We start from the raw sequence: 23,214 nt of genomic DNA on the forward strand, positions 1-23,214 counted from the left end.
CGCTCTGAATAGGGAGGGTTCGGGCTCGGTCACGTCAGTGCTCAACTTTCTTATCATGGTCACCGATTTCTTTTGCCTTGTCCTCTATATCGGATGGAGTGCGGCCAAGTATCTGCTCGAGCTGCCTTAGAGGGGCTTCCCGGCTAAGCAAATCCTTCAATAGCTGAATTTGTTCCTCTGTCCAGGGTGTACCATAATTACGGGGAGTTTTTCTTCTATCGGATGTTTCCCGCCGCTCACTTTCCCTCCGTTCCGGCTCGTCGGATGGAGTATCGCTCTTCCGTTTATTCCGTTTCATGTATCCCCCGATTATCAATGCCAATCTCCGTATCAAATCCTTCGATGACTCTTCCTGGATGCCCAGGGTATACATGCCATCAATGGTACGCGAAAAGCGGTTCGCTTCCGTACCTAATAGGAGTGTACTTCTATGGTGCAGATGGAGCGGGAGAGACAAGAGGCCGCTTGGGCATCCCAGAGGACGAGCGCGTTACTACATCGCCTCCTTGACATGCACCATCAGCACTGACACATCGAGGTTATTGGTGGTGCTTCCGCTCTCCAGCCTGATCTTGAACTTCATCGCCCTGCAGGTCAGGTTCGCAACCATGAAAGACATCCATTCGCCATATACCAGCATGCCGGATCATCGTTGGTGGTGGCAACATAGACCGTCGCATCACAGTCATTCATCGTACCGCCATCCACCGAATCCCAGGTGTTCCATATTGCCGGCCTGAACACGGAATGGGGTCAGCTTGCACGGCCAGGTAGTCGTAATCTGCTGCCTTGCCTTTTCCCGCTCTTCTACGGCCCGTGTGATTACCCCGACAGCGGACTTCACACCTTCGATGTCGGTAGCGCTGTTGCTGTTGGCAGTATCAAGGATGGAATTACGCGATTCGAGGGTAGCTTTCCGTGAATTATTAATCCGGCACAAAAATACCAACGACCAATTTAGCTATAAGCTACTGATTTCTATAAATCTGATACAAGGATATTAAAGGACATCCTTAATAACTAGAGCCCCAGCCACCGCTGAAACCTGCGGCTAAGAGCGCTATCGCACCGATAAAAATATCCAATATAAGTATGTTTAATTTTTAATAAATAAAATAACAAAAGCTTTTTCAGAATTTAAAGGGGGGAATATGACTTCATACGTTCTTTACGTTCGCGCCAAAGGCGTGATTACACGTAATAGCCGCATAATTCTCCGTAACTACTCCTTGATTGAGCCCTACGTTTACGAACAAACTCTAGTCGGATGGCCAGAAACTAAAGTCTTCTGGGAAAAAGAACATGGCGACAGTACCGGCCTGGCGCTCGTCAATTTTTCCTCTGACACGCAATAAAAATCCTGCTCTGAAGCAGGGTATCGATAAAACTTTTACACTCCCTTGACACAAATATTGTAAAGCCTCGCTTATAATATTTGCTCCCTTCTCCCCCTAATACGTGCCTTTCCCATCTTTTTGGAGGTATTCGTCATGGGCCAATTAGTACCCTACATCCGCAACGCGGATGGATCGCTCGTTCGCGTCACGGACGGTATTTATGAATCCTCAAGCAAAGAACTTGATCCGTATCTGTTCGAAGAACAACTGAAGGGATGGCCTGAACCCAAGGTTTATTGGGCAAAGCAGTCCGGGCCATGCCTCGGGGTCGCGCCTTACGGTGGCAATCTAAACTCAACGAGTGATATTGCGAAGCCGGGCGCTCAATAAAAATCCGCTGGTTAGGCGGGTTTCAAGGCAGGAACGGTCATGAACCATTTATGAACCATAAACGCGGAAAACCCAAGAATGCCAGGGCTGGGTGCCTCATGTGCAAACCCCATAAGATGAATGGCGCGAAACGAGGAAGAGGATTGCAACCGGTCGGGAAAACGGGCGGGAGTAATCAAAGGAATGAGTTTTTGGCCCGCATAGACGTGAATGAGGTGGAGCAACCTATTCTTTATCCCGCCCTCCAATGATGCCGGGGGTCTATGAACGTCCTACCCAAACTCATATAAGGATTCTCTCCACCGCGCTTGATAACGGTCACCTTAGACCGATCTGCAGGGCTCATTCCGAGATTACCCAGCTGCCATTTGCTGAAACTTTTCAAATAGGGAATTTTTTGTCTGCGTGGGACCCAGCACGGTGTCCAAGCACGCTTCCCCAAAGATTTGCCCACCCCCCGTTCTCATGGAACGCTGAATGACCATTCAGTCTTGCCGTTCCTGTTCGTTATGACTTCAGGGGTGCACCATGTACCCCGGATTTATATCCCAATCGGGAGCAGGCTGCAACGGGACGGCTTAGGACTTGCTGGGACGAAAAGCCAGTTAATTACTTTGATTTTATTGAAGAAAGAAGAGGAGATTGGACGCCTCGGAACTTCTTGAAACAGTGAGTTGGTGGAGACGAGGAGGATCGAACTCCCGACCTTCGCATTGCGAACGCGACGCTCTCCCAACTGAGCTACGTCCCCGGTTGATTTCTGGCGTATTTTATATCAAAAAGCGATGCCATCATATGACGCGGCAGGCAACAGGTGGTTTTTACTCCTGCCTCAAAGATTAACCATCGCATGAAATAGACCGAATCTCGTCACACCCAGTCTCTGCCTGTCAGAAAGTCCGTATAAAGTCTCTCTTCCGGCTTTCCCGGTTCCGGCTTCCAGTCGTAGCGCCATTTCACGATAGGGGGAAGGGACATCAGGATGGACTCGGTGCGCCCTCCTGATTGCAGGCCAAATAAGGTGCCCCGATCCCACACCAGATTGAATTCCACATAGCGGCCGCGCCGGTATGCCTGGAAGTCGCGTTCCCGCTCGCCATAAGGAATGACCAGGCGCCGTTCCAGGATAGGCACGTAGGCATCCAGGAAATGATCGCCGACACTTTTCGTCAGGCTGAAGCAGGTATCGAAATCCGGCTTGCTGAGATCATCGAAGAAAATGCCGCCAATGCCGCGCGGCTCCTTGCGGTGCTTGAGGTAAAAATACTGGTCGCACCACTTCTTGAAGCGCGGATGATAATCCTCCCCGAAAGGAGACAGAGCCTCCTTGCAGGCCTGGTGGAAATGTACGGCGTCTTCTTCGAAGCCGTAGTAGGGAGTCAGGTCCATTCCGCCGCCAAACCACCATACCGGCTCGGCGCCTTCCTTGCGCGCCTCCAGGAAGCGCACGTTCAAGTGCACTGTGGGGGCGTAGGGATTGCGCGGATGCAGCACCAGCGATACGCCCATCGCCTCGAACGAGCGGCCGGATAACTCGGGCCGGGCTGCGGTAGCGGAAGCCGGCAGGCCGCCGCCGAACACATGGGAGTAATTCACCCCACCGCGCTCCAGCACGTTGCCTTCTTCCATCACGCAGCTCAATCCGCCACCGCCTTCGGGCCGCTCCCATTCATCCCGGCGGAACCGCGCTCCATCCACTTCTTCCAGCCGCTGGACGATCCGGGCCTGAAGTCCAGTAAAAAATTCCCTGGCCTGTTCCGCTGCATTCATGGATTGCAGTCCGCCCCTGGTCCGATTACTTGCGCGATTGATTGATAGCGCGGTGTCCGATATCGCGCCGCATCTGACAGCCGTCGAAATGGATATGCTCGGCGATTTCGTATGCGCGGCGCTGCGCCATCCTGACGCCATCCGCCAGCGCGGTGATGCATAATACCCGCCCGCCGGCAGTGACGATTTCCTTGCCGTTTTCACCACCCAAGGCAGTTCCCGCGTGGAATACGTGGAAGTCCTTCTCCGATACGGGCATTTGGGGAAGATCGGGCAGGCCGTGGATCACGTCGCCCCTGCGCGGCGTGCCGGGATAGTCGTGCGCAGCCATGACTACGCCCAAAGCAGTGCGCCGGTCCCACTCCGCTTCCACTTTGTCAAGCGTGCCGCCTATCGCGTGCTCCATCAGGGTGATCAGGTTGCTTTTCAGGCGCAGCAGGATGACCTCGGCTTCCGGATCGCCCATGCGGCAATTGAACTCGAGCACCCGGATGCCGCCATCAGGCAGGATCATCAACCCGGCGTACAGAAAACCGGTAAAGGGAATCCCTTCCTGTTCCATGCCGGCCATGGCGGCATGAATGACTTCCCGCATTATTTTGGCATGCAGCATGGGACTTATCGCCGGCGCGGGAGAATAAGCGCCCATTCCGCCCGTATTGGGCCCCTGGTCGCCTTCTTTCAGGCGTTTGTGGTCCTGGCTGGTTGCCAGCGGCAGCACATGCCGGCCATCGGCCATGACGATAAAGCTGATCTCCTCGCCTTCCAGGAACTCTTCGATCACAATGCGGGCGGCCGCCTTTCCCGCCGATGTTTTCACGAGCATTGCGTCCACCGCGGCATGGGCCTCTTCCAGCGTCATGGCCACCACCACACCCTTGCCTGCAGCCAGGCCATCCGCCTTGACGACGATGGGTGCGCCTTTTTCATCCACGTAGCGATGCGCTTCATCAGGGGAATCGAAGCTCGCGTAAGCCGCGGTGGGAATGCCATGCCGCTGCATGAAGGCCTTGGCAAACTCCTTGGATGTTTCCAGTTGCGCGGCCTGCCGGGTAGGGCCGAAAATCTTGAGGCCGGCGGCGTGAAACGCATCCACGATGCCATCCGCCAGGGGCGCTTCGGGTCCGACGACAGTAAACGCGACCGATTCTTTCCTGGCAAACTCGACCAGTTCCGGAATTCCGGTGAGCGGGACATTTTCCAGGTCTTCGTCCAGCGCCGTCCCCGCGTTTCCGGGCGCCACGAAGACCGTAGGAAGGGCGGGGCCGCGGGATGAGCGGAGTAGCTTCCATGCCAAGGCATGCTCCCTGCCGCCGCCGCCAATTACAAGTAGTTTCATATCAGGATATCGAGATTCGAATTCGGATTACGCCTGCCCTATCAGCTTTGTCTCCCATCTTGCGTCTTATTCCCGGATGGGTACAATGAGCCTCGGCTTGATGAAGCCGGGGATATGATAACTCATGCGTAAGCCGTGCAATGCGAGTTGATGAAATCATTGGACTGAAATAGTCGGCCAGCCAGGTATTCAATGCCGAAAATGCCTTACGCCGGTCAATACCATGGCAACGCCCTGCTCATCCGCGGCAGCGATCACTTCCGCGTCGCGCACGCTGCCGCCAGGCTGGATCACCGCCCTTGCCCCTGCTTCCACGACCACATCCAGGCCGTCACGAAACGGAAAAAAGGCATCCGACGCCACTGTCGAACCGTCCAGAGCCAGTCCCGCGTTCCTGGCCTTGATCGAGGCAATGCGCGCGCTGTCCACCCGGCTCATTTGCCCCGCCCCCACGCCGAGCGTACGGCCATTGGCACAAAACACAATGGCATTGGACTTGACGAATTTCGCCACCCGCCAGGCAAACAGCAAATCCTGCAACTGCTGCGGCGTCGGCCGCGCCTTGGTCGCCACTTTCAGCTCGGCGGCATCGATATTGAGACTGTCTGGCGTTTGTACCAGCATGCCTCCGCCCACCCGCTTGAAGTCAAAGGCGTTATGGCCCGTCTCGAACGGTACCGTCAGTACGCGGACATTGGTCTTGCGCGCGAAGACCTCGCGCGCGCCATCGGTTAATTCGGGGGCGATGACCACTTCGACAAATTGTGCCGCGACGGCCTCGGCGGCGGCACCATCCAGTTGACGATTGAAGGCGATGATGCCACCAAACGCGGAAGTCGGATCGGTGGCAAAAGCCCGCTTGTAAGCTGCAAGGAGAGAATCCGCTACTGCAACGCCGCAGGGATTCGCGTGCTTGATAATAACGCAGGCGGGCTCGTCGAAGGTCTTGACGCATTCCCAGGCTGCGTCGGCATCGGCGATGTTGTTGTATGACAGTTCCTTGCCCTGCAACTGGGCATAGCTGGCGAGGCCACCCGCCACGGGTTGCAGATCCCGGTAAAAAGCCGCTTTCTGGTGGGGATTCTCGCCGTAACGCAGGGGCTGCGCGATATCGAAATTGAGGTTGAACCGTCCAGGGAAGGTCTGGCGCATGGCTTGACTCTGACCATCCGCGCCGCCCTTCGGGCTGGATACGCCAAGCGAAGTGAGATAGTTGCTGATCGCGCCATCGTAGGCAGCGGTATGCGAAAATGCCTTGCAGGCCAGGCGAAAGCGGAAGGCCTCGCTGACCTCGCCTCCCAATTTTATTTCCACGAGCAGCGGCGCATAATCCTGGGGATCGGTCACTACCGTAACGCTTCCATAGTTTTTTGCTGCGGCCCGCACCATGGCCGGGCCCCCTATATCGATATTTTCGATTGCCTCTTGCAAGGTGCAGTCCGGCCGGGCCACGGTCTGGCTGAAGGGATAGAGGTTCACTATGACGAGATCGATGGCGGGAATGCCCGCCTTCTCCATCGCTGCCTCGTGCTCGGGCACATCTTTTCGCGCAAGAATGCCGGCGTGTATTTTAGGGTGGAGAGTTTTTACGCGTCCGTCAAGCATCTCGGGAAAACCGGTGTAATTGCTGACTTCGGTAACCTCGATGCCGGCGTTTTTCAGCAATCCGGCCGTTCCTCCAGTCGAAAGAATGGCGATTCCCAGCTTGCGCAATGCATGCGCGAATTCAACTATGCCGGTTTTGTCTGAAACGCTTATCAGGGCCTGCTTGATGCTCATGGAATGTTCTTTTTATTTAGTTGGGATTGCAGCGATTGTAAACAGAAATGGCCACCGCTGCCGTCAGGGCTGAAAAGTCCGGCCGCGGCCCGCTATCGGCCCTGCTATTTGATCTTGTACTGCTTTATCTTGTTGCGAAGCGTGTTGCGGTTAATGCCCAGCAACTCCGCAGCGCGCGTCTGGTTGCCGCCGGCCTGCTGCATGAGCATCTCGATCAACGGTTTTTCCACGCTGCACATCACCATCTCGTGGATGGCATGGGGCTTTTCGCCATCCAGATCGTTGAAATACTCCTCCACCGCGCTGCGCACACAGCGAGCGATTTTATTTTCATTGATTATGCTCATGCGACCAGCTCCTCAGACTCAGCATAGACCAATCTGCGTCCGTAAGCGGCAAGCGTGTGGAAAAATTCGTCAACCGCCGCCAATTGCTGCTCCGCGCTTTGCAACTGATTCATCTGATGGCGGAATACGGCGGAGCCGACCAGACCCTTCGTATACCAGGAGATGTGCTTGCGGGCGATCCGCACTCCGGAGTATTCACCGTAAAATTCATACAGGTCGTGCAAATGATCGATGAGAACACGGTGAATCTCGGCTACTTCCGGTAACGGGATATGTTTGCCGGTCTCCAGATAGTGGCTGATCTCGCGAAATATCCAGGGCCGCCCCTGCGCTGCCCGGCCGATCATCACCGCGTCGGCTCCCGTATAGTCAAGTATCCGCCTCGCCTGCTCCGGCGTATTGATGTCGCCATTAGCGACAACTGGTATGTTGATGGCGGCTTTTACCATGGCGATAGTGTCATACTCGGCATGGCCGGTATAGGCGCAAGCGCGCGTGCGTCCGTGTATGGCGAGCGCCTGGATTCCCGCGCTCTCGGCAATATGTGCGACGGCGAGCGCATTTTTATGCTGCTTGTCCCAGCCGGTGCGGATCTTGAGCGTGACCGGCACCTCGACCGCTCCGACCACGGCATCCAGTATTTTTCCCACCAGCGGCTCATCCTGCAACAATGCGGATCCGGCCATCACGTTGCAAATCTTCTTGGCGGGGCATCCCATATTGATATCGATGATCTGCGCCCCCTGCGCGACATTGTAGCGGGCGGCTTCCGCCATCATCACCGGATCAGCACCAGCGATCTGCACCGAGATCGGGTCTACCTCTCCCTCATGGTTGGCGCGGCGACGAGTCTTTTCGGAACCCCACAACAAGGAGTTGCTGGATACCATTTCCGACACGGCCATGCCCGCCCCCATGCTCTTGCACAACTGGCGAAACGGGCGGTCGGTGACCCCCGCCATGGGTGCGACGATAAGATTATTCTTGAGAATATGAGAACCGATCTGCATGATGGGTTGCCGCCGGAAAGTTGCGCCAGCCCCAGCACAAGGAGCCGGGAGCAAAGGAGAAGCCTTAAAGTTTAACAGGAAACAGAGAAGAAGAAACCGGCACGGATGCGTAAAGCAGTATCCTTATAAACCTCAAGGACATTATTTCATTTTACAGGAAGACGGAAGGCGCGTGAACCATCGCCGCCATGAATGCGACGACAAGGCTATTCGTTACGGCCGGAAAGTCGCGCCAACCCAGGGGATTTGGCACAAGAAGCCAGGAGCAGGACAGCAAAGGAGCAGCACAAAATTCAACAGGAAACAAAAAGGAAGAAGCTGGCGCAGATGCGTAAAGCATAAATATCCTTATGTAGACCAAGGATATCGTTGGGCGCTTACCGCCCGCTGCAGGGCTGCATCTTCCTCTGGAAGAGACTGCTCCAACCATCGCAGTCCAGTCAGCCGCGCCGCTGCCTTTTGCGCATGCCATCCTGCGAAGCCGCCGCCGCGCGAGCGGAGATTTGCTCAGCGTTTCCCTAACCCCTCGCACCGAACATCATTCTCCTGGCGACGAAGCGCTTGGCCTGAGGGAGGCAATCCAGTGCGCTCAACCCCAGGCTGCGCATGCTGCTCAGAAGAGGGTCGTCGTTGGAGAAAAGCTTGACCAGCGAATCGGTAAAAATACGGCCCACATTGCTATCCACACGGCGCTTTTCCCGATATCTCGCCAGCATCGCGGGGGTACCGGCCTCGGGGGAAGCCGCAATGATTTCGTCGGCCAGTTCCCAGGCGTCGCGCAACCCCAGGTTGAACCCCTGCCCTGCGACCGGGTGCAAGGTTTGTGCGGCGTTGCCTATGAGAACGCTCCGGCAGGCCGTGACCGGGCTTGCATACTTGAGCGCTAGAGGAAAACCGGCTCGCTTCCCGGTTTCAATGAATTTGCCGAGGCGATCCCCGAAATGGGTGTGCAGCCGTATCAGGAAAGCCGCATCGTCAAGGCCCAGGATTTCCTGCGCCAGGGAAGGAGAAACTGTCCACACCAATGCAAAATATTCGCCGGATGGCAGCAACGCTACCGGGCCATCGGGAGTGAAGCGCTCGTAAGCCACGCCCGGCTGGGGATGGGGATGAATACGCTTTCCAGGCCGGCGAGCGCCTTTGGCGCGCTCTAATCCGGGCTCGTCCCCGGCTGCGGCATAGGCGGGATCCTCGGGAGAAGCATTGGCGAACGCTGGAAGGTGCTCGCTTTTGACGCGAGCCACTACAGCCCATTGCCCATAATCATGCACATGTTGGGTCACGCCTTCTATTTGCTCGATAAGACGGCCCCCATCCGCCAGGACCAGCAACCCTGCCGATGCCTTTTTTGTGCGACCTTCGTGCTGGAATTCGACCGATGCCACTTCCGCAAGGGTTTCCAGGCGTACCACCTGCGCTCCTGTCAGATAAGTGGTGCCGGAATTTCGAAGCGCCTTGTGCATGGCGCGGAAGACGTCATGGTGATTCAGGACATAGCCCAGGGCAGGCACGCCCATATCCGCGGCGGCAAGTATGGTTCGTCCAAAACCGCCGCGATTGGAAATATGAATGGTGGTGATAGGAGTGACTTCGGGCAATCCCTGCCATACGCCCAGGCGCTGCAGGATGAGCCGGCTGCCATGGGATAGCGCCAATGGCCGGGAATCCTCGGTTTTCCCGGACAATCCCCGCGCTTCCAGCAACAGCACGGACACGCCGCTACCCCGCAAGGCAAGGGCCAGCGCCATGCCGACGGGGCCGCCGCCAACGATGATCAAGTCATAGTCGTGCCGAGCGCCGGTATCGCTGGTATCCGTGATATCGATGGTCATTTGATTTCCTGGCGGCTTCAGCACACCTCCCGCACCGGTGGTGATATCAACAATGCGTCCGACAGTTGATCTTCCCTGCCCTTCCCCTTCCTTGTTCCTGCGCAGGTATTGATCCGATTATTTTCCAACGTCCCTATCCTTCCCACCAGCTGCTCCCGATGTCTTGTCTGTCCCACTACTTTCTTCGATAATTTGCGCATCCTCGATCACGACATAGTCTCCCTCCGATATCCCTTTCTCCGATACACGGCCCTCTCGCCCCTCCAGGGATTCACGCAGCTTGCGGCGCAGCCACCATAGACGCAGCGCAAGCCCGGCAGCCGCTACCGCGAACAACGCAAAAAACGCGGTAAAAAAGAAAACGCCTAAAATCGCCAGAAGGATGAACACCGGAATAAGGACCAGATACAGTGCCCATCGGCCAGCCCAACCCACGGGGGCAACCCGCATGATCTTCTCTTCAGGAATGCCTGTCTGTTCGTTTCGAGATATGCGCCTGATGATTATCCTGTTTTTCTCGTCCATGGGATCATGCCTCCCGGTTTCGCATCAACTCCTCGATTTGCGCAACGCTCTTGGGCGCGGCGGAGGTCAATACCTCGCATCCGGTCCTTGTTACCGCGACGTCATCCTCGATGCGCACACCGATATTCCAGAAATGCGCAGGGACATTCTCCGAAGGCCGAACGTAGCAACCGGGCTCCACGGTCAAGGTCATTCCCGGCTGCAACGCGCGCCACGTTCCGTTTTGCTTGTATTCCCCCGCGTCATGCACGTCCAGGCCCAGCCAATGGCCCGTGCGGTGCATATAGAAACGCTTGTAATCTTCCGACTGTATGACACCGTCGACGCTGCCCTGGCATAAACCCAGATCGATGAATCCCTGCGCCAATATCTGCAGCGCCGCCTCGTGCGGAACATTCCAGTGATTGTCCGGACGCACCGCCGCTATCGCCGCCTCCTGCGCGGCCAGCACCACCTCATACAGGTCTCTTTGCGGCGCGCTGAATGTTCCGTTCACGGGAAAGGTGCGCGTGATATCCGATGCGTAGCCATCCAGCTCACACCCTGCATCGATCAACAGGAGTTCGCCATCCTTCAGGCGGGCATTATTCTCGACATAGTGCAGTACGCAGGCATTGGCGCCACCCGCCACGATGGAGGTGTATGCGGGGGATTGCGCGCCCCTGCGTCGAAATTCGTAAAGCAGCTCGGCTTCGATTTCATATTCACCCATGCCAGGACCGGTTTTGAGCATGGCGCGGCGGTGAGCGCCACAGGATATTTCCGCAGCGCCGCGCATGACTTCGAGTTCTTCGGCACCTTTGAACAAGCGCATTTCGTCCAGCAGAAGCCGGATGTCGCGGATTTGGGCAGGCGCCGTGACGCCACTTCGCGCCTGCTCGCGCACCCTGTTCACCCATCCGGTCAACCTCGTATCCCAGGAGGCATCCTGCCCCAGGGTACAATACACGGCAGGCTGGTCGGCAAGCAGCCGCGGCATCATTTCTTCCAGCTTGATAATGGAGTATGCCTCGTCAAACCCGAATGCTTCCCCTGCGGCCTCTGGGCCATAACGAAAACCTTCCCATATTTCGCGCTCCGGGTCCTTGTCGCGGCAAAACAGGATATGCCTCGTCTTATCCTCGTTGCCAGGGTCCGCCACTATTACCAGCACGGCTTCCGGCTCGCGAAAGCCGGTCAGATAGTAAAAATAACTGTCGAAACGATAGGGAAAGTGGGCATCCCGATTTCGCACCTGTTCCCGCGCGGTGGGAAGGATGGCAACGCCCTGCATGCGGGAGGCGATGCTGCGGCGTCTTGCGGCAAAAGTTTTTACCGGAATCATAATAATGATTTTTGCAGGATTTTACGGATAAAGCAAAGCGCGCATAGTCGTCCAGATCTGCTTATTTTCGCTCATACCTATCCCTGTTTGTGACCGCCTATCAGTTCAAGAGTTTTCGTCATGGCCCAACGAAGGGAGAGCCCAATCTCAGCGGCACTCCAGGGGATCGAAAGCTCGCCTCGCTATACTGCAAGCGTTCGCTAAAGTTGCGCTGGAGCGGCGCCAAGCTTCAAATCGAGCGCACGCAGGCGTTCGGGCGTGCCGACATCGACCCAGATTCCCCGATAGTGCTTGCCCCCCACTTTCCCCGCCGCTATGCCTTTTCGCAATAGCGGCGCCAGCTTTGCTACCGAACCGGGCGCCACTTCCCTGAAAAACTGCGGGCGATATATCCCTATGCCGCTGAAGGTCAGCATTTCGCCGCCCTCGCTACTCCGTGGAACAACTCTGCCAGCATCGAGAGCAAAATCTCCGTCCGGATGATGCGAAGGGTTGTCCACCAACACCAGATAAGCAAGATCATCTTCCGGCTCGACCTGCATCCGATGCAGGACAGGCAGCAGCTCCAGGAAATCGAGTTCACAATAAATGTCCGCATTGACCGCCAGAAACGGCTGTCCTTTCCTGTCATCTGGAATTCCGTCTTCCAATAACCGCAGTGCCTGCGCGATACCCCCGGCGGTTTCAAGCGCTGCAGGTTCGGGAGAATAACGGATGGGGATGCCGTAGCGCTCGCCGCTGCCCAGGGCCACCTCTATCATGTGGCCAAGATGGGCATGATTGATAATGATCCCGGCGAAGCCCGCTCGCGCAAGTTTTTCCACATGATATTCGATCAACGGCCGGGAACCCGCGCGCAGCAATGGTTTGGGCAAGGCATCAGTCAGGGGCCGCATCCGTTCGCCACGTCCGGCAGCAAGGATCATGGCCCTGAATGGCGCGGCTTTAGAAAGTATAGCCAATTCTTTCTTCAAGGGGATTTTCTTCCAGCCTGTCCAGCAGCGCGAGCAAAGGGGTGAGCTCCGGATAGCGGCTGCAGGTCTTGCGCAGATATTCCAGCACCAGGGGGATATCCCGGAGATAGCCTTCCTTGCCATCGCGATGCCACAGGCGTGCGAATACTCCCAGGATCTTGACGTGGCGTTGCACTCCCATCCACTCGAAGTCCTGGTAAAACCCGGCAAAATCCGCGGGAACGGGCAGGCTCATGGCCCTGGCTTGTTCCCAATAACGGATAAGCCAGTCCAGGATGCGCTCCTCCTCCCACCGGATATAGGCATCCTTGAACAGGGATACCAGATCGTAGGTAATGGGGCCGTAAACCGCGTCCTGGAAATCGATAACGCCGGGATTGGGGATGGCAACCATCAGGTTGCGCGAATGGTAGTCCCGGTGCACAAAGACTTTCGGCTGGGCCAGGCAGCGTTGCACAATCTGCGCAAAAACCTGGTCAAGCCCGGTTTTCTGGCTTGCATCGAGGGTTGCCTTCAGATGCCTGGTCATGTACCACTCAGGGAACACGCGCAGTTCCCTGAGCAGCAGCGCTTCATCATATTCCGGCAGCACGCCGGGCCGGCTTGCCATTTGCATTTTCAGCAACGCTGCAATGGCATCGCGGTACAAACGATCTGCCGAATCCGGGTCATCCATGGCCTGAAGATAAGTAAGGCGTCCCAGGTCGGAGAGAAGCAGGAAACCCTGGACCGGATCCTGCGCCACTATCTCCGGCACATGCAAGCCCGCCGCGGAGAACAGTCCAGCCACATGCAGGAAAGGGCCGCAGTCCTCATGCTGAGGCGGGGCATCCATTGCAATCAGGGTGCCATCCTCGAAGGTGGCACGAAAATAACGGCGAAAGCTGGCATCCGCCGAGGCCGTCGCAAGGGTGAAGCGCTTTTCCGGGAACTGCCGGCTGATCCAGTTTTCCAGGAGATGCAAACGGTCCATAATGTTGGCTGATTGCTTAATTGCGGGAAGTATGAGATTTTAGCACGCGGATAGCGCCTCTTATCCTGCTGCAGATGCAGAGTCTCTCGGGCAGAAGGCGCGGCAGAGTGACATCATGGAGAAAATCATGCTAAACCAAAAAGTATTGGACGAAGTGGTAACCAAGGTCAATGAATTCCTGGCGCAGAGCCCGGTCAAGGATGCGGAAAAAAACCTGCGCGTGATGCTCTCGGGAATATTCATGAAACTTGACCTGGTCACGCGGGAGGAATTCGATGTTCAGCAGGAAGTGCTCAAACGCACCCGCGAAAAATTGACCGAATTGGAAACGCGTGTTACGGAATTGGAGACAGAAGCGCGTTCTGACAAGCTGCATTCAGAAACAGCTCCGGCGGAGACGTCGGCGAGGCAACGGAGAACCGCAAAGAAAGCCGGGTTCTCGAATTCGGCGGAAAACCTGGACGACCTTTCAGAATCAGAATAGTGGGCTTCGACACAAAGGATCGTTTCTAACGGTGCCGGAAAAATACCGCAGGCCCGGCTTCATCCCGGCTTACCGCCAGGCGAAACCGCATGCCGCCGCTGATTGGCGGGAATTTGCCTGAATGCCGCTAGCGATACTTTATAGCCGCGCCATCTCGGGCATGGATTCGCCATTGGTTACGGTGGAAGCGCATATCGCAAACGGCCTGCCCGGCTTTACCATCGTCGGACTGCCGGAAACGGAAGTGAAGGAAAGCAAGGACAGGGTGCGGGCAGCCATCCAGAACGCACAGTTCGAGTTTCCATCCCGGCGCATAACGGTCAATCTCGCTCCCGCCGATTTACCAAAGGAAAGCGGGAGATTCGATCTTCCCATTGCCTTGGGGATTCTTGCGGCTACCGGCCAGATTCCTTCCGATAAGCTGGGCGAATACGAGTGGGCGGGAGAGCTTGCTCTCACAGGAGAATTGCGGGCAATCCGGGGCGCGCTGGCAATGACATATGGCGCATCGCGCTCAGGCCGAAGTTTTGTGCTGCCTCGGCAAAATGCCGCGGAAGCGGCGCTTGTCAGGGAAGCAGCAGTATATCCCGCGACATCGCTATTGCAGATTTGCACCCATCTCGCTGGCCGCACGCCACTGGAGCGTTATGGCAGCACCTCTGGAGATGAAACAGCAGGGGCGCCGATCGCCGGCCAGGAGGAGCCGCATTATCTCGACATGGAGGAGGTCAAGGGTCAACCGCATGCCAAGCGCGCATTGGAAATTGCGGCTGCAGGCAATCATAGCGTGCTGATGATAGGGCCACCCGGTACCGGAAAATCGATGCTGGCGGCGCGGCTTCCTGGCATCCTGCCATCGATGACCGAAGAAGAAGCCCTGGAATCAGCCGCAATGCAATCGTTGAGCAACGGCAGCTTCGATATCGCAGCCTGGAGGCGCCGTCCCTATCGTTCACCCCATCACACGGCATCCGCTGTCGCATTGGTGGGAGGCGGCAGCAATCCCCGTCCGGGCGAGATTTCCCTAGCGATGAATGGCGTGCTGTTTCTCGATGAACTGCCCGAATTCGATCGCAAGGTTCTGGAAGTGCTGCGGGAACCGCTTGAATCAGGGCATATAACGATATCGCGTGCCGCAAGGCAAGCCGATTTTCCTGCACGGTTCCAGTTGATCGCGGCCATGAACCCTTGTCCCTGCGGTTATCTGGGACACCATAACGGAAAATGCCGTTGCACTCCCGATCAGGTGGCCCGCTACCGCGGAAAAATTTCCGGCCCGTTGCTGGATCGGATCGATATCCAGATCGAGGTGCCAGCCGCGCCGCAGGAAGACATCATGCGCCAATCGGATGGCGAACCAAGCTCGCGGATAAGGCAGCGTGTCGAAAAAGGCTATCAAAAGCAACTGGAACGGCAAGGCAAGGCCAATTCGCGGCTGGCAGTCAAAGAAATGGATAAATATTGCGTTCCTGATTTGCCAGGCGAAAACCTGTTGAAGCTGGCCATCAGCCGCCTGAATTTGTCTGGCCGCGCCTACCATCGCATTCTGAAATTGGCCCGGACAATTGCCGATCTGGCTGAGAGCGACCACATAACGAGCAATCACATCGCGGAAGCAGTGCAATATCGCAAGCTGGACCGGCATTGAACCCCTTGGAGGGCAAGAGAAATACCGATCCCGGACGCCTCGAAGCGGCACGTGGATATCAGCCACATTCCTCCCACCTTCCACCTTTGGCAGCGTGCGGCAGCCTCTCAATTGATCGGACCAGGGGAGAGGAAAGGCGGGGATTGATGTAAAATTGGCTTCATCCATGTCCATGAGCTGGATACCGCGAATTGACTGGTAAGCAGCAGTAAATCCGTTTCCGATGTAACTCCCGATCGACGCCGCATTTGTGCAGCATGCCCGCATCTCCCACATTCGTTCATTTTCGGTTGCATAGCGAGTATTCCATCACGGATGGAATCGTGCGCGTGGAGGAGGCCGTCGCCAAAGCGGCTGCGGATGGCATGCCGGCGCTGGCACTGACCGATCTTTCCAATCTTTTCGGGCTGGTAAAGTTTTACCAGGAGGCGCGCGCCGAGGGAGTAAAGCCAATAATCGGCTGCGACGCGTGGATCAGCAATGAGGCGGATCGCGACAAGCCGACGCGCATCCTGCTGCTATGCCAATCCTATGCTGGCTATTTGCGATTATGCCGCCTTCTGTCGCGAGCCTACCGGGAAAACCAGCATCGGGGAAGAGCGGAAATAAGAAAGGGGTGGTTCCACGGTAACGAAGAGGGAACGAGTGGATTGATCGCGTTATCGGGCGGAGATACCGGAGATATCGGCCTGTCGCTGATACAGAACGCCTCTGCCCAGGCAAGCATGCTTGCAACAGAATGGGAACGCCTTTTTCCCGATCGTTTTTACATGGAGATCCAGCGAGCAGGAAATGCGAATGCGGAAACACTCGTGCAGCGCTCCCTCATGCTGGCTTCTACGCTGGACCTGCCGGTAATTGCCACCCACCCGATACAGTTTTTGAATTCCGAAGATTACAGGGCGCATGAAGCACGGGTATGCATCGCTGAGGGTTATGTCCTGGGCGATCGGCGCCGCCCCCAAAGCTGCACGGTGCAGCAGTATTTCAAAACGCAGGCGGAAATGGAAGAGCTGTTTGCCGATATCCCCTCCGCGCTGGTCAATACTGTCGAACTTGCAAAACGTTGCAATCTCACCCTTGAATTAGGCGTCAACCGCCTGCCGCTGTTTCCCACGCCCAACCAGGAGAGCCTGGAGCATTATTTGCGCGAGCAGGCGGAGACCGGACTCGAAATAAGAATGAATGCGCTGTTTCCAGATGGCGCCATGCGCTATGCGGAGATGCCCAAGTATCGGGCGCGGCTGGAATTCGAAACCAGCACCATAGTGCAGATGGGCTTCGCTGGCTACTTTCTTATCGTGGCGGATTTCATCAACTGGGCTAAAAAAAATGGCGTCCCCGTGGGTCCCGGCCGCGGCTCCGGCGCTGGCTCGCTCGTCGCTTTTTCCCTGGGGATAACGGATCTCGATCCGCTCCGCTACGATTTGCTGTTCGAGCGCTTTCTCAATCCCGAGCGTATTTCCATGCCGGATTTCGATATCGACTTCTGCCAGGATGGCCGTGAGCAAGTGATCGGATATGTAAAACAAAAATATGGCGCAGAAAGCGTCTCCCAGATCGCGACATTCGGCACCATGGCTGCCAAAGCGGTGGTGCGCGATGTCGGAAGAGTGCTCGACCTGCCATACAACTTTGTGGACCAACTGGCGAAACTGGTCCCGTTCGAGCTTGGCATGACGTTAAAAAAAGCGCGCGCCGAAGAACCGCAACTGAATCTGCGCGCGCAAGAGGAAGAAGAAGTCCGCAATCTGCTCGAACTCGCGGAGCGCCTGGAAGGGCTTACGCGAAACGTGGGCATGCATGCGGGTGGCGTGCTGATCGCGTCTGGAAAAATTACCGATTTCTGCCCGGTTTACTGCACCGATGCCGGCGACTCGGTGATAAGCCAGCTCGACAAGGATGATGTGGAGAAAATTGGCCTGGTTAAATTTGATTTTCTCGGTTTGCGAACGTTGACCATACTCGACTGGGCGGTCAGATATATCAGGCAGCGCAAAACGGGATCGGCGGTGCTGGCGGCCGGGGAAAAGAACCAGCAAACCAGCGAGCCGGACGCCCGGGGCTGGGCTTGTTTTTCCCTGGAAAACCTGCCACTGGATGACCCGGCAACCTATGCTCTGCTACGCCAGGGCAACGCCGTGGGAATATTCCAGTTCGAGTCTCGCGGCATGAAGGATCTGCTGCAAAAGGCCAGGCCGGACCGTTTCGAGGACATCATTGCCCTGGTGGCGCTGTATCGTCCGGGACCCATGGCGCTCATTCCAGAATTTGTGGAACGCAAACACGGTAAGCGCGTGGAGTATATGGATCCGCGCTTGCGGCCCATACTTGAGCCTACCTATGGGGTGATGATTTATCAGGAACAAGTGATGCAGATTGCGCAGGTCATTGGCGGATACAGTCTCGGCAGTGCCGACCTGCTCCGCCGCGCAATGGGCAAAAAGAAGGTCGAGGAGATGGCGCAGCAACGTGACATTTTCGTGGCGGGTGCGATAAAAAATGGCCTGGCACGCGATGATGCGGCAGAACTGTTCAATCTGATGGAGAAATTCGCGGGGTATGGATTCAACAAATCCCATGCGGCAGCCTACGCATTGATTGCTTTCCAGACAGCCTATCTCAAGACCCATCACCCGTCGGAATTCATGGCTGCAACCTTGTCCGCCGACATGGATGACACCGACAAGGTGCACGCGTTTTTCGAGGATAGCCTGGCGAACGGGCTCATCATTCTTCCGCCGGACATCAATTTATCCGGCTACCGCTTTTTGCCCATGGACGAAAAAACCATACGATATGGTCTGGGAGCCGTCAAAGGAACGGGGGAATCGGCCATCGCGGCCATCCTGCAAGCACGCGAACAGAGTGGGCTCTATACCGATTTGTTCGATTTCTGTCTTCGGGTGGACAAGCGTATCGTCAATCGGAGAGTAGTGGAATCGCTCATTCGCGCAGGCGCCTTCGACTCCTTGAACCCGCACCGCGCCGGACTGCTGGCATCGGTGGGAGTTGCGCTCGAAGCCGCGGAGCAGGTGGCCCGCGCGGCCAACCAGGTAAGCCTGTTCGGCGGTGGCGGCAACTCGGCCGAACAACTGCACCTGATAAACGTCCCCGCCTGGGCAGAGAAGGAAAAACTCAAAAACGAAAAAATGGCCCTGGGATTTTATTTGAGCGGGCATCCATTCACCGCCCATGCCGAGGAATTGAAAAATTTCGTGCGTACGCGGCTGGATCGGCTGAATCCCCAGCGGGAGCCGCAGCTTCTTGCAGGCATTGTCTATTCCGTCCGTACCCAGATGACGCGGCGCGGCAGAATGGGCGTGATCGTACTGGACGACGGCAGCGCACGTATCGAGGTAGTGGCGTATAGTGAATTATTCGAGTCTGCGCGCAATTGGGTAAAGGAGGACCAATTGCTGCTGGTAGAGGCGAAGGTGAGCAACAGGATGGGCGACGACGAAAGCGGAGAACTTCGCATTTCCGCGGAACGGTTGTATGATTTCGATACTGCCCGTTCCCGTTATGCTAAAAATATAAAGCTATACTGCAATGGCTCATCCAGCGGAGCTGCGCTGAAAGAAATACTTGCACCGTATCGCAGAGGCGGCAACACCCGCCGGGCCGTCCCCGGCGGCCACGGCAACACTACTGAACAATACTGCCCGGTATGGGTAGCTTATCGCAACCACCATGCCCGATGCGAACTGGAATTGGGCGAGGCATGGTGCGTGATCCTGGAGGAGAGCCTGATTCAATCGCTCGAGGCTCACTTCACTGCCGGAAATATCGAGATAAATTACTAAACCGGATTTAAAAACCGCCTTTTCTTGACCATAAAGGCAAGTAGCTCTACTATGCTTGTTTCCCTTATATGCCATTGTTATCTCGGGAAGGGGAGCGAAACCTTGAACTGAAGTCAATATGGAACCAAACACGACAACTATAGCGTTGGGCCTGCAGAAAGTCAGGGCGCGCATCGAAAGCATCGCGGGAAAAGCAGGCAGGCGGCCGGAGACGATCACGCTTTTAGCCGCGAGCAAAACGAATCCCGCGGAGTGTCTGCGGGAAGCCTTTGCAGCAGGACAAACCATTTTTGGCGAAAACTATCTCCAGGAAGCGTTGGTGAAAATCGAGGCGCTGCGCGACCTGCCTATCGAATGGCATTTCATCGGCCCCATACAGAGCAATAAAACAAAACGTATCTCGGAGAATTTCGCCTGGGTCCATAGCGTGGACAGGAAAAAAATCGCCGACCGCTTGTCGAAAGACAGACCCGAATCGCTGCCGCCGCTTCAGGTATGCCTCCAGGTAAATGTAAGCGGCGAGGACAGCAAAAGCGGTGTGGCGCCCGAGGATGTTTCGGATCTGGCCGCATACATCGTGAAGCTGCCCCACCTCAAACTGCGAGGCGTGATGGCGATCCCCGAACTCACCAAAGCCACTGCCCTGCAGCGGAACCAGTTTCGCATGCTCCGGGAAGCGTATGACCAACTGAAGCGGGAAGGCTATGATCTCGATACGATCTCGATGGGCATGTCGGAAGACCTGGATATCGCCATCGAGGAGGGGGCAACCACGGTTCGCGTGGGTACCGCTATTTTCGGACCCAGGCGTTATCCTATTCCGGAAGAACTCGCCGCACAGCAGCAAAATTTCGACAAGGGAACTCCTGGCTGATCCCCAAGGCCCGACTATCGGTCGATTCGTCCATCGTCAATCGATAGTCGTCAAGCTTAGGTATTTCTGATACAACTCCTCTCTGGTTTCGATATTGCCCCGGTCAAGGATGATGCAGTCCACCGGACACACCTCCACGCACTGGGATGTCTCATGATGACCCACGCATTCAGTACACAGTGCGGGTGCGATCACATAAATCTCCTCGCCCTGCGAAATGGCGCCGTTAGGGCATTCCTGCTCGCAAACGTCGCAGTTGATACATTCGTCGGTGATGATCAGCGCCATATCAAATCCGTCAACCCCGATCCCGGGGAAATCCGTGGACTTCCATTTTTGAACGCAGCTCCGCCGCTATGAGCGGGTGCACGAACTTGTCCACATTCCCTCCCAGGAAGGAAATTTCGCGCACGATGCTCGCCGAAATGAACATGTACTGCTCGGATGGAGTCAGGAATACGGTTTCCACATCCGGATACATGCTGCGATTCATCCCGGCCATCTGAAATTCATATTCAAAGTCCGACACCGCTCGCAGCCCCCGCAAGATGACCTTCGCATTCTGCCGCCGGGAAAATTCCATCAACAAACCGGAAAAACCTACTACTTCCACATTAGGGCAATCCGCCACGACTTGCTGCACCATGCGCACGCGATCTTCCTGGCTGAAAAAAGGCTTCTTGTCGCTGCTCGTCGCCACCGCGACCACCACCGGGTCGAATAAACGGGAAGCCCGGCGTATCAGATCCTCATGCCCTCGGGTAATGGGATCAAACGTGCCGGGATAGATCGCTTTATCCATTTCTTTCGAGTTTCAATAATTGATAGCACACCTTGCCCGCGCGGCCCTTGCGCCAAACTGTCCAGTTCAATGGTGGTTCGATGAATTGAGCGCTTTCCGCATAGACCACTCCTTCCCTCGAAAGATGCAGGGGAAGTTGGGCCATCAGTTCGGGCACCAGCCCAAGCTGGTAAGGGGGATCGACAAAAACAATATCGAACCGTTCCCGATTGGATTTGAGAAAACCTAGCGCATCCATGGGCACCAGCCGTATCTGATCCGCTCCCAATTTGTCGAGGTTGGCCCTGAGCATTTTCAGTACCGCAGGATCCGGTTCCACCAGTGTTACGCATTCCGCGCCGCGCGATGCTGCTTCCACGCCCATGGCGCCGCTTCCCGCGAAAAGATCGAGGCAATGCATTCCGCTCAGGTCCTGCCCCAGCCAGTTGAATACGGTCTCGCGTACACGGTCGGGCGTAGGGCGCAAATGGGGCTTGTCCGCAAAAGTGATGATGCGGCTGCGCCATATGCCGCCAATGATACGAACTCTGTTTTTTATCAAAAACGATGTAATTTTAAAAAATAGATAGCGAAAGCCGCCGCCGGTATATCTGCGCGCAGTTATGCATTTCTCAAAACCTCATTTTGCATCGCTTCTGTCTGTCTTGAGAGACTCCTGCTGTTTCTTCTCCGGCGCTCCCACGACAACACTGACCATCCCTTTGGGATCGATGCGGCGCTGGAAGGCATCCTTGACCTGCCCGGCAGTCACTGCGCTCACGGCTTTAAGATAATCGTCGAGGTAGGTCAGGGGCAGGTCATAAAACCCGATCAATGCGAGATATCCTATTATTTTCTTGTTACTGTCAATGCGTAAGGGAAAACTGCCGATGATATTCTGCTTGGCCTCGGCAAGCTCCTTTTGTGTCGGGCCGTTCGCCACGAAATCGGCCAGCACCTTCCGTGTCAGCGCCAGCGCGTCTTCGGATTGCTCTTTCCTGGTTTGCAAGCCAATTTCAAACGGTCCCCTTTCCCTGAGTGGCGAGAAATGACTATGGACACTATACGCCAGTCCACGCTTCTGGCGGATCTCTTCCATCAGCCGGGATGTGAACCCTCCGCCTCCCAATATGTGATTGCCGACGAGCAATGGAAAATAGTCCGGATCGTGGCGGCGAAGGCCCGGATAGCCAAGGAGAATATGGCTTTGCGTCGCAGGATGGGCAATCATTTTGGCCCCTGGTACCGGATTCTGCACCGGCGGCACTTCATTTACCGACCTGCCCTGGATACCCTGGGGCAGTTGATCTGTCAGTGATTCGGCAATGGCGATGGCCTCCGCACGACTTACATCACCCATTATCGAAACTACCGCTCCGGACGCCAGGTAATGGGAACGGTAAAAGTCGAGCAGATCCTCGCGCTGTATCTGACTGACAGTCTCCACCTCTCCCGAGCCGCGCAACCCGTACGGATGGTCACCGTAGAGCATTTTCATCAGGGCACGGTCTGCAATGACCTCCGGCTTGGTATCAGATTCTTGCAGCCCCGCAATGATTCTTGCTTTTTCCCGTTGCAAAATGTCCGGCACGAATTCCGGCTTCTGGACGACACGCCCCAATATATCCAGCGCTTGGGTGCGTTCGCGGGCGCTACTCAGGGTACGCAGGGTTATGCCAGCCCTGTCCTGGTCGAAATGCGCCCCAAGCTGGGCGCCGACATCGGCCGCCGCCTTGGCAATCTGGTCTTCAGACAAGCCTCCCGCTCCGAGACTGAGCAGGTATAGCGTCAAACCCGCCCGGCCCGATTTGTCCACACTGTCGGTGCTGCTACCCGCATTGAAATCCACGCTGACATCCAGTATTGGCAGGTCCCGGCTTTCCACGAAATAGACCTGGGCGCCGGAAGCCGCCTGCCAGTGCTGAATAGGCAGGGCTGCGAATGCCGATTGAAAGCAGATTCCTGACAAGAGAACAAACAGGTAGCGTAGCCTATGCATTGAAACTTCTCCGGATGACTGG

At 56.2% G+C, this 23,214-nt stretch carries 21 protein-coding genes and 1 tRNA gene; 5 read left to right on the forward strand and 17 right to left on the reverse strand.

Going from position 1 to position 23,214, the window contains the following annotated elements; all coding sequences use genetic code 11:
* Nucleotides 1–34 precede the first annotated feature (34 nt).
* On the reverse strand, nt 35–298 hold the full coding sequence (locus tag ACZ5CE_RS14740; RefSeq protein WP_464575649.1) for a hypothetical protein: 264 nt from the start codon (nt 296–298) through the stop codon (nt 35–37).
* Between the two features lie 195 nt (nt 299–493).
* Nucleotides 494–640, reverse strand: a complete 147-nt coding sequence (locus ACZ5CE_RS14745) for a hypothetical protein (RefSeq protein WP_464575650.1) — start codon at nt 638–640, stop codon at nt 494–496.
* 850 nt (nt 641–1,490) lie between these two features.
* On the opposite strand from ACZ5CE_RS14745, the gene ACZ5CE_RS14750 reads away from it, so the two are divergent.
* Nucleotides 1,491–1,727, forward strand: a complete 237-nt coding sequence (locus ACZ5CE_RS14750) for a hypothetical protein (RefSeq protein WP_464575651.1) — start codon at nt 1,491–1,493, stop codon at nt 1,725–1,727.
* A 675-nt stretch (nt 1,728–2,402) separates the two neighbouring features.
* Here ACZ5CE_RS14750 and ACZ5CE_RS14755 read toward each other — a convergent pair.
* The 11 genes from ACZ5CE_RS14755 to ACZ5CE_RS14805 form a co-directional block, all read right to left on the reverse strand.
* Nucleotides 2,403–2,478: transfer RNA gene (locus ACZ5CE_RS14755), tRNA-Ala, on the reverse strand.
* A 119-nt stretch (nt 2,479–2,597) separates the two neighbouring features.
* Complete coding sequence (hemF, locus tag ACZ5CE_RS14760; RefSeq protein ID WP_464575652.1) at nt 2,598–3,497, reverse strand: oxygen-dependent coproporphyrinogen oxidase; 900 nt, start codon at nt 3,495–3,497, stop codon at nt 2,598–2,600.
* A 25-nt stretch (nt 3,498–3,522) separates the two neighbouring features.
* Entirely contained in the window at nt 3,523–4,836 is a 1,314-nt protein-coding gene (purD, locus tag ACZ5CE_RS14765; protein WP_464575653.1) for a phosphoribosylamine--glycine ligase, read from the reverse strand.
* A 189-nt stretch (nt 4,837–5,025) separates the two neighbouring features.
* Nucleotides 5,026–6,615, reverse strand: a complete 1,590-nt coding sequence (gene purH, locus ACZ5CE_RS14770; RefSeq protein WP_464575654.1) for a bifunctional phosphoribosylaminoimidazolecarboxamide formyltransferase/IMP cyclohydrolase — start codon at nt 6,613–6,615, stop codon at nt 5,026–5,028.
* 104 nt (nt 6,616–6,719) lie between these two features.
* A complete protein-coding gene (locus ACZ5CE_RS14775; protein WP_464575655.1) occupies nt 6,720–6,962 on the reverse strand; it encodes a helix-turn-helix domain-containing protein in 243 nt (80 codons plus the stop codon).
* Nucleotides 6,959–7,972, reverse strand: coding sequence for a tRNA dihydrouridine synthase DusB (gene dusB, locus ACZ5CE_RS14780; protein ID WP_464575656.1), 1,014 nt, complete (start codon nt 7,970–7,972; stop codon nt 6,959–6,961). Before dusB ends, ACZ5CE_RS14775 begins: the two co-directional genes overlap by 4 nt.
* A gap of 518 nt (nt 7,973–8,490) precedes the next feature.
* Nucleotides 8,491–9,804, reverse strand: coding sequence for an FAD-dependent monooxygenase (locus ACZ5CE_RS14785; protein ID WP_464575657.1), 1,314 nt, complete (start codon nt 9,802–9,804; stop codon nt 8,491–8,493).
* Nucleotides 9,805–9,921: 117 nt separating this feature from the next.
* Complete coding sequence (locus tag ACZ5CE_RS14790; RefSeq protein WP_464575658.1) at nt 9,922–10,329, reverse strand: hypothetical protein; 408 nt, start codon at nt 10,327–10,329, stop codon at nt 9,922–9,924.
* A gap of 4 nt (nt 10,330–10,333) precedes the next feature.
* Nucleotides 10,334–11,653, reverse strand: coding sequence for an aminopeptidase P N-terminal domain-containing protein (locus ACZ5CE_RS14795; protein WP_464575659.1), 1,320 nt, complete (start codon nt 11,651–11,653; stop codon nt 10,334–10,336).
* A 200-nt stretch (nt 11,654–11,853) separates the two neighbouring features.
* Nucleotides 11,854–12,615, reverse strand: a complete 762-nt coding sequence (gene murU / locus ACZ5CE_RS14800) for an N-acetylmuramate alpha-1-phosphate uridylyltransferase MurU (RefSeq protein ID WP_464575660.1) — start codon at nt 12,613–12,615, stop codon at nt 11,854–11,856.
* Nucleotides 12,599–13,600, reverse strand: a complete 1,002-nt coding sequence (locus ACZ5CE_RS14805; protein WP_464575661.1) for an aminoglycoside phosphotransferase family protein — start codon at nt 13,598–13,600, stop codon at nt 12,599–12,601. Before ACZ5CE_RS14805 ends, murU begins: the two co-directional genes overlap by 17 nt.
* 127 nt (nt 13,601–13,727) lie before the next feature.
* Here ACZ5CE_RS14805 and ACZ5CE_RS14810 point away from each other — a divergent pair, with 127 nt between their 5' ends.
* The 4 genes from ACZ5CE_RS14810 to ACZ5CE_RS14825 all read left to right on the forward strand — a co-directional run bounded on the left by ACZ5CE_RS14810 (nt 13,728) and on the right by ACZ5CE_RS14825 (nt 20,412).
* Nucleotides 13,728–14,084: an accessory factor UbiK family protein gene (locus ACZ5CE_RS14810; protein WP_464575662.1), complete on the forward strand. Its 357-nt coding sequence runs from the start codon at nt 13,728–13,730 to the stop codon at nt 14,082–14,084.
* 121 nt (nt 14,085–14,205) lie between these two features.
* Nucleotides 14,206–15,732 carry a YifB family Mg chelatase-like AAA ATPase gene (locus ACZ5CE_RS14815; RefSeq protein WP_464575663.1) on the forward strand — a complete coding sequence of 509 codons (1,527 nt, stop codon included), beginning with the start codon at nt 14,206–14,208 and terminating at the stop codon, nt 15,730–15,732.
* Nucleotides 15,733–15,989: 257 nt separating this feature from the next.
* The gene (gene dnaE, locus ACZ5CE_RS14820) at nt 15,990–19,538 is read left to right on the forward strand and encodes a DNA polymerase III subunit alpha (RefSeq protein WP_464575664.1); all 3,549 of its coding nucleotides are present in this window, start codon (nt 15,990–15,992) and stop codon (nt 19,536–19,538) included.
* Between the two features lie 118 nt (nt 19,539–19,656).
* The gene (locus tag ACZ5CE_RS14825) at nt 19,657–20,412 is read left to right on the forward strand and encodes a YggS family pyridoxal phosphate-dependent enzyme (protein WP_464575665.1); all 756 of its coding nucleotides are present in this window, start codon (nt 19,657–19,659) and stop codon (nt 20,410–20,412) included.
* 36 nt (nt 20,413–20,448) lie between these two features.
* On the opposite strand, the gene ACZ5CE_RS14830 is transcribed toward ACZ5CE_RS14825, so the two are convergent.
* The 4 genes from ACZ5CE_RS14830 to ACZ5CE_RS14845 form a co-directional block, all read right to left on the reverse strand.
* Nucleotides 20,449–20,700: a YfhL family 4Fe-4S dicluster ferredoxin gene (locus ACZ5CE_RS14830; RefSeq protein WP_464575666.1), complete on the reverse strand. Its 252-nt coding sequence runs from the start codon at nt 20,698–20,700 to the stop codon at nt 20,449–20,451.
* Between the two features lie 10 nt (nt 20,701–20,710).
* Nucleotides 20,711–21,214 carry a pantetheine-phosphate adenylyltransferase gene (gene coaD, locus ACZ5CE_RS14835; RefSeq protein ID WP_464575667.1) on the reverse strand — a complete coding sequence of 168 codons (504 nt, stop codon included), beginning with the start codon at nt 21,212–21,214 and terminating at the stop codon, nt 20,711–20,713.
* Entirely contained in the window at nt 21,207–21,755 is a 549-nt protein-coding gene (gene rsmD / locus ACZ5CE_RS14840; protein ID WP_464575669.1) for a 16S rRNA (guanine(966)-N(2))-methyltransferase RsmD, read from the reverse strand. The genes coaD and rsmD overlap by 8 nt, the downstream gene beginning before the upstream one ends.
* A gap of 78 nt (nt 21,756–21,833) precedes the next feature.
* Entirely contained in the window at nt 21,834–23,192 is a 1,359-nt protein-coding gene (locus tag ACZ5CE_RS14845) for a M16 family metallopeptidase (protein ID WP_464575670.1), read from the reverse strand.
* Between the last annotated feature and the right edge of the window lie 22 nt (nt 23,193–23,214).

The sequence above is a fragment of the Nitrosospira sp. TNL200 genome (assembly GCF_055386305.1).

Bases quoted from the DNA above. Each gene is read 5' to 3' on its own strand.
- ACZ5CE_RS14740 (WP_464575649.1), bottom strand. From the start codon at position 298: ATGAAACGGAATAAACGGAAGAGCGATACTCCATCCGACGAGCCGGAA.
- ACZ5CE_RS14745 (WP_464575650.1), bottom strand. From the start codon at position 640: ATGCTGGTATATGGCGAATGGATGTCTTTCATGGTTGCGAACCTGACC.
- ACZ5CE_RS14750 (WP_464575651.1), top strand. From the start codon at position 1,491: ATGGGCCAATTAGTACCCTACATCCGCAACGCGGATGGATCGCTCGTT.
- hemF (WP_464575652.1), bottom strand. From the start codon at position 3,497: ATGAATGCAGCGGAACAGGCCAGGGAATTTTTTACTGGACTTCAGGCC.
- purD (WP_464575653.1), bottom strand. From the start codon at position 4,836: ATGAAACTACTTGTAATTGGCGGCGGCGGCAGGGAGCATGCCTTGGCA.
- purH (WP_464575654.1), bottom strand. From the start codon at position 6,615: ATGAGCATCAAGCAGGCCCTGATAAGCGTTTCAGACAAAACCGGCATA.
- ACZ5CE_RS14775 (WP_464575655.1), bottom strand. From the start codon at position 6,962: ATGAGCATAATCAATGAAAATAAAATCGCTCGCTGTGTGCGCAGCGCG.
- dusB (WP_464575656.1), bottom strand. From the start codon at position 7,972: ATGCAGATCGGTTCTCATATTCTCAAGAATAATCTTATCGTCGCACCC.
- ACZ5CE_RS14785 (WP_464575657.1), bottom strand. From the start codon at position 9,804: ATGACCATCGATATCACGGATACCAGCGATACCGGCGCTCGGCACGAC.
- ACZ5CE_RS14790 (WP_464575658.1), bottom strand. From the start codon at position 10,329: ATGGACGAGAAAAACAGGATAATCATCAGGCGCATATCTCGAAACGAA.
- ACZ5CE_RS14795 (WP_464575659.1), bottom strand. From the start codon at position 11,653: ATGATTCCGGTAAAAACTTTTGCCGCAAGACGCCGCAGCATCGCCTCC.
- ACZ5CE_RS14805 (WP_464575661.1), bottom strand. From the start codon at position 13,600: ATGGACCGTTTGCATCTCCTGGAAAACTGGATCAGCCGGCAGTTCCCG.
- ACZ5CE_RS14810 (WP_464575662.1), top strand. From the start codon at position 13,728: ATGCTAAACCAAAAAGTATTGGACGAAGTGGTAACCAAGGTCAATGAA.
- ACZ5CE_RS14815 (WP_464575663.1), top strand. From the start codon at position 14,206: ATGCCGCTAGCGATACTTTATAGCCGCGCCATCTCGGGCATGGATTCG.
- dnaE (WP_464575664.1), top strand. From the start codon at position 15,990: ATGCCCGCATCTCCCACATTCGTTCATTTTCGGTTGCATAGCGAGTAT.
- ACZ5CE_RS14825 (WP_464575665.1), top strand. From the start codon at position 19,657: ATGGAACCAAACACGACAACTATAGCGTTGGGCCTGCAGAAAGTCAGG.
- ACZ5CE_RS14830 (WP_464575666.1), bottom strand. From the start codon at position 20,700: ATGGCGCTGATCATCACCGACGAATGTATCAACTGCGACGTTTGCGAG.
- coaD (WP_464575667.1), bottom strand. From the start codon at position 21,214: ATGGATAAAGCGATCTATCCCGGCACGTTTGATCCCATTACCCGAGGG.
- ACZ5CE_RS14845 (WP_464575670.1), bottom strand. From the start codon at position 23,192: ATGCATAGGCTACGCTACCTGTTTGTTCTCTTGTCAGGAATCTGCTTT.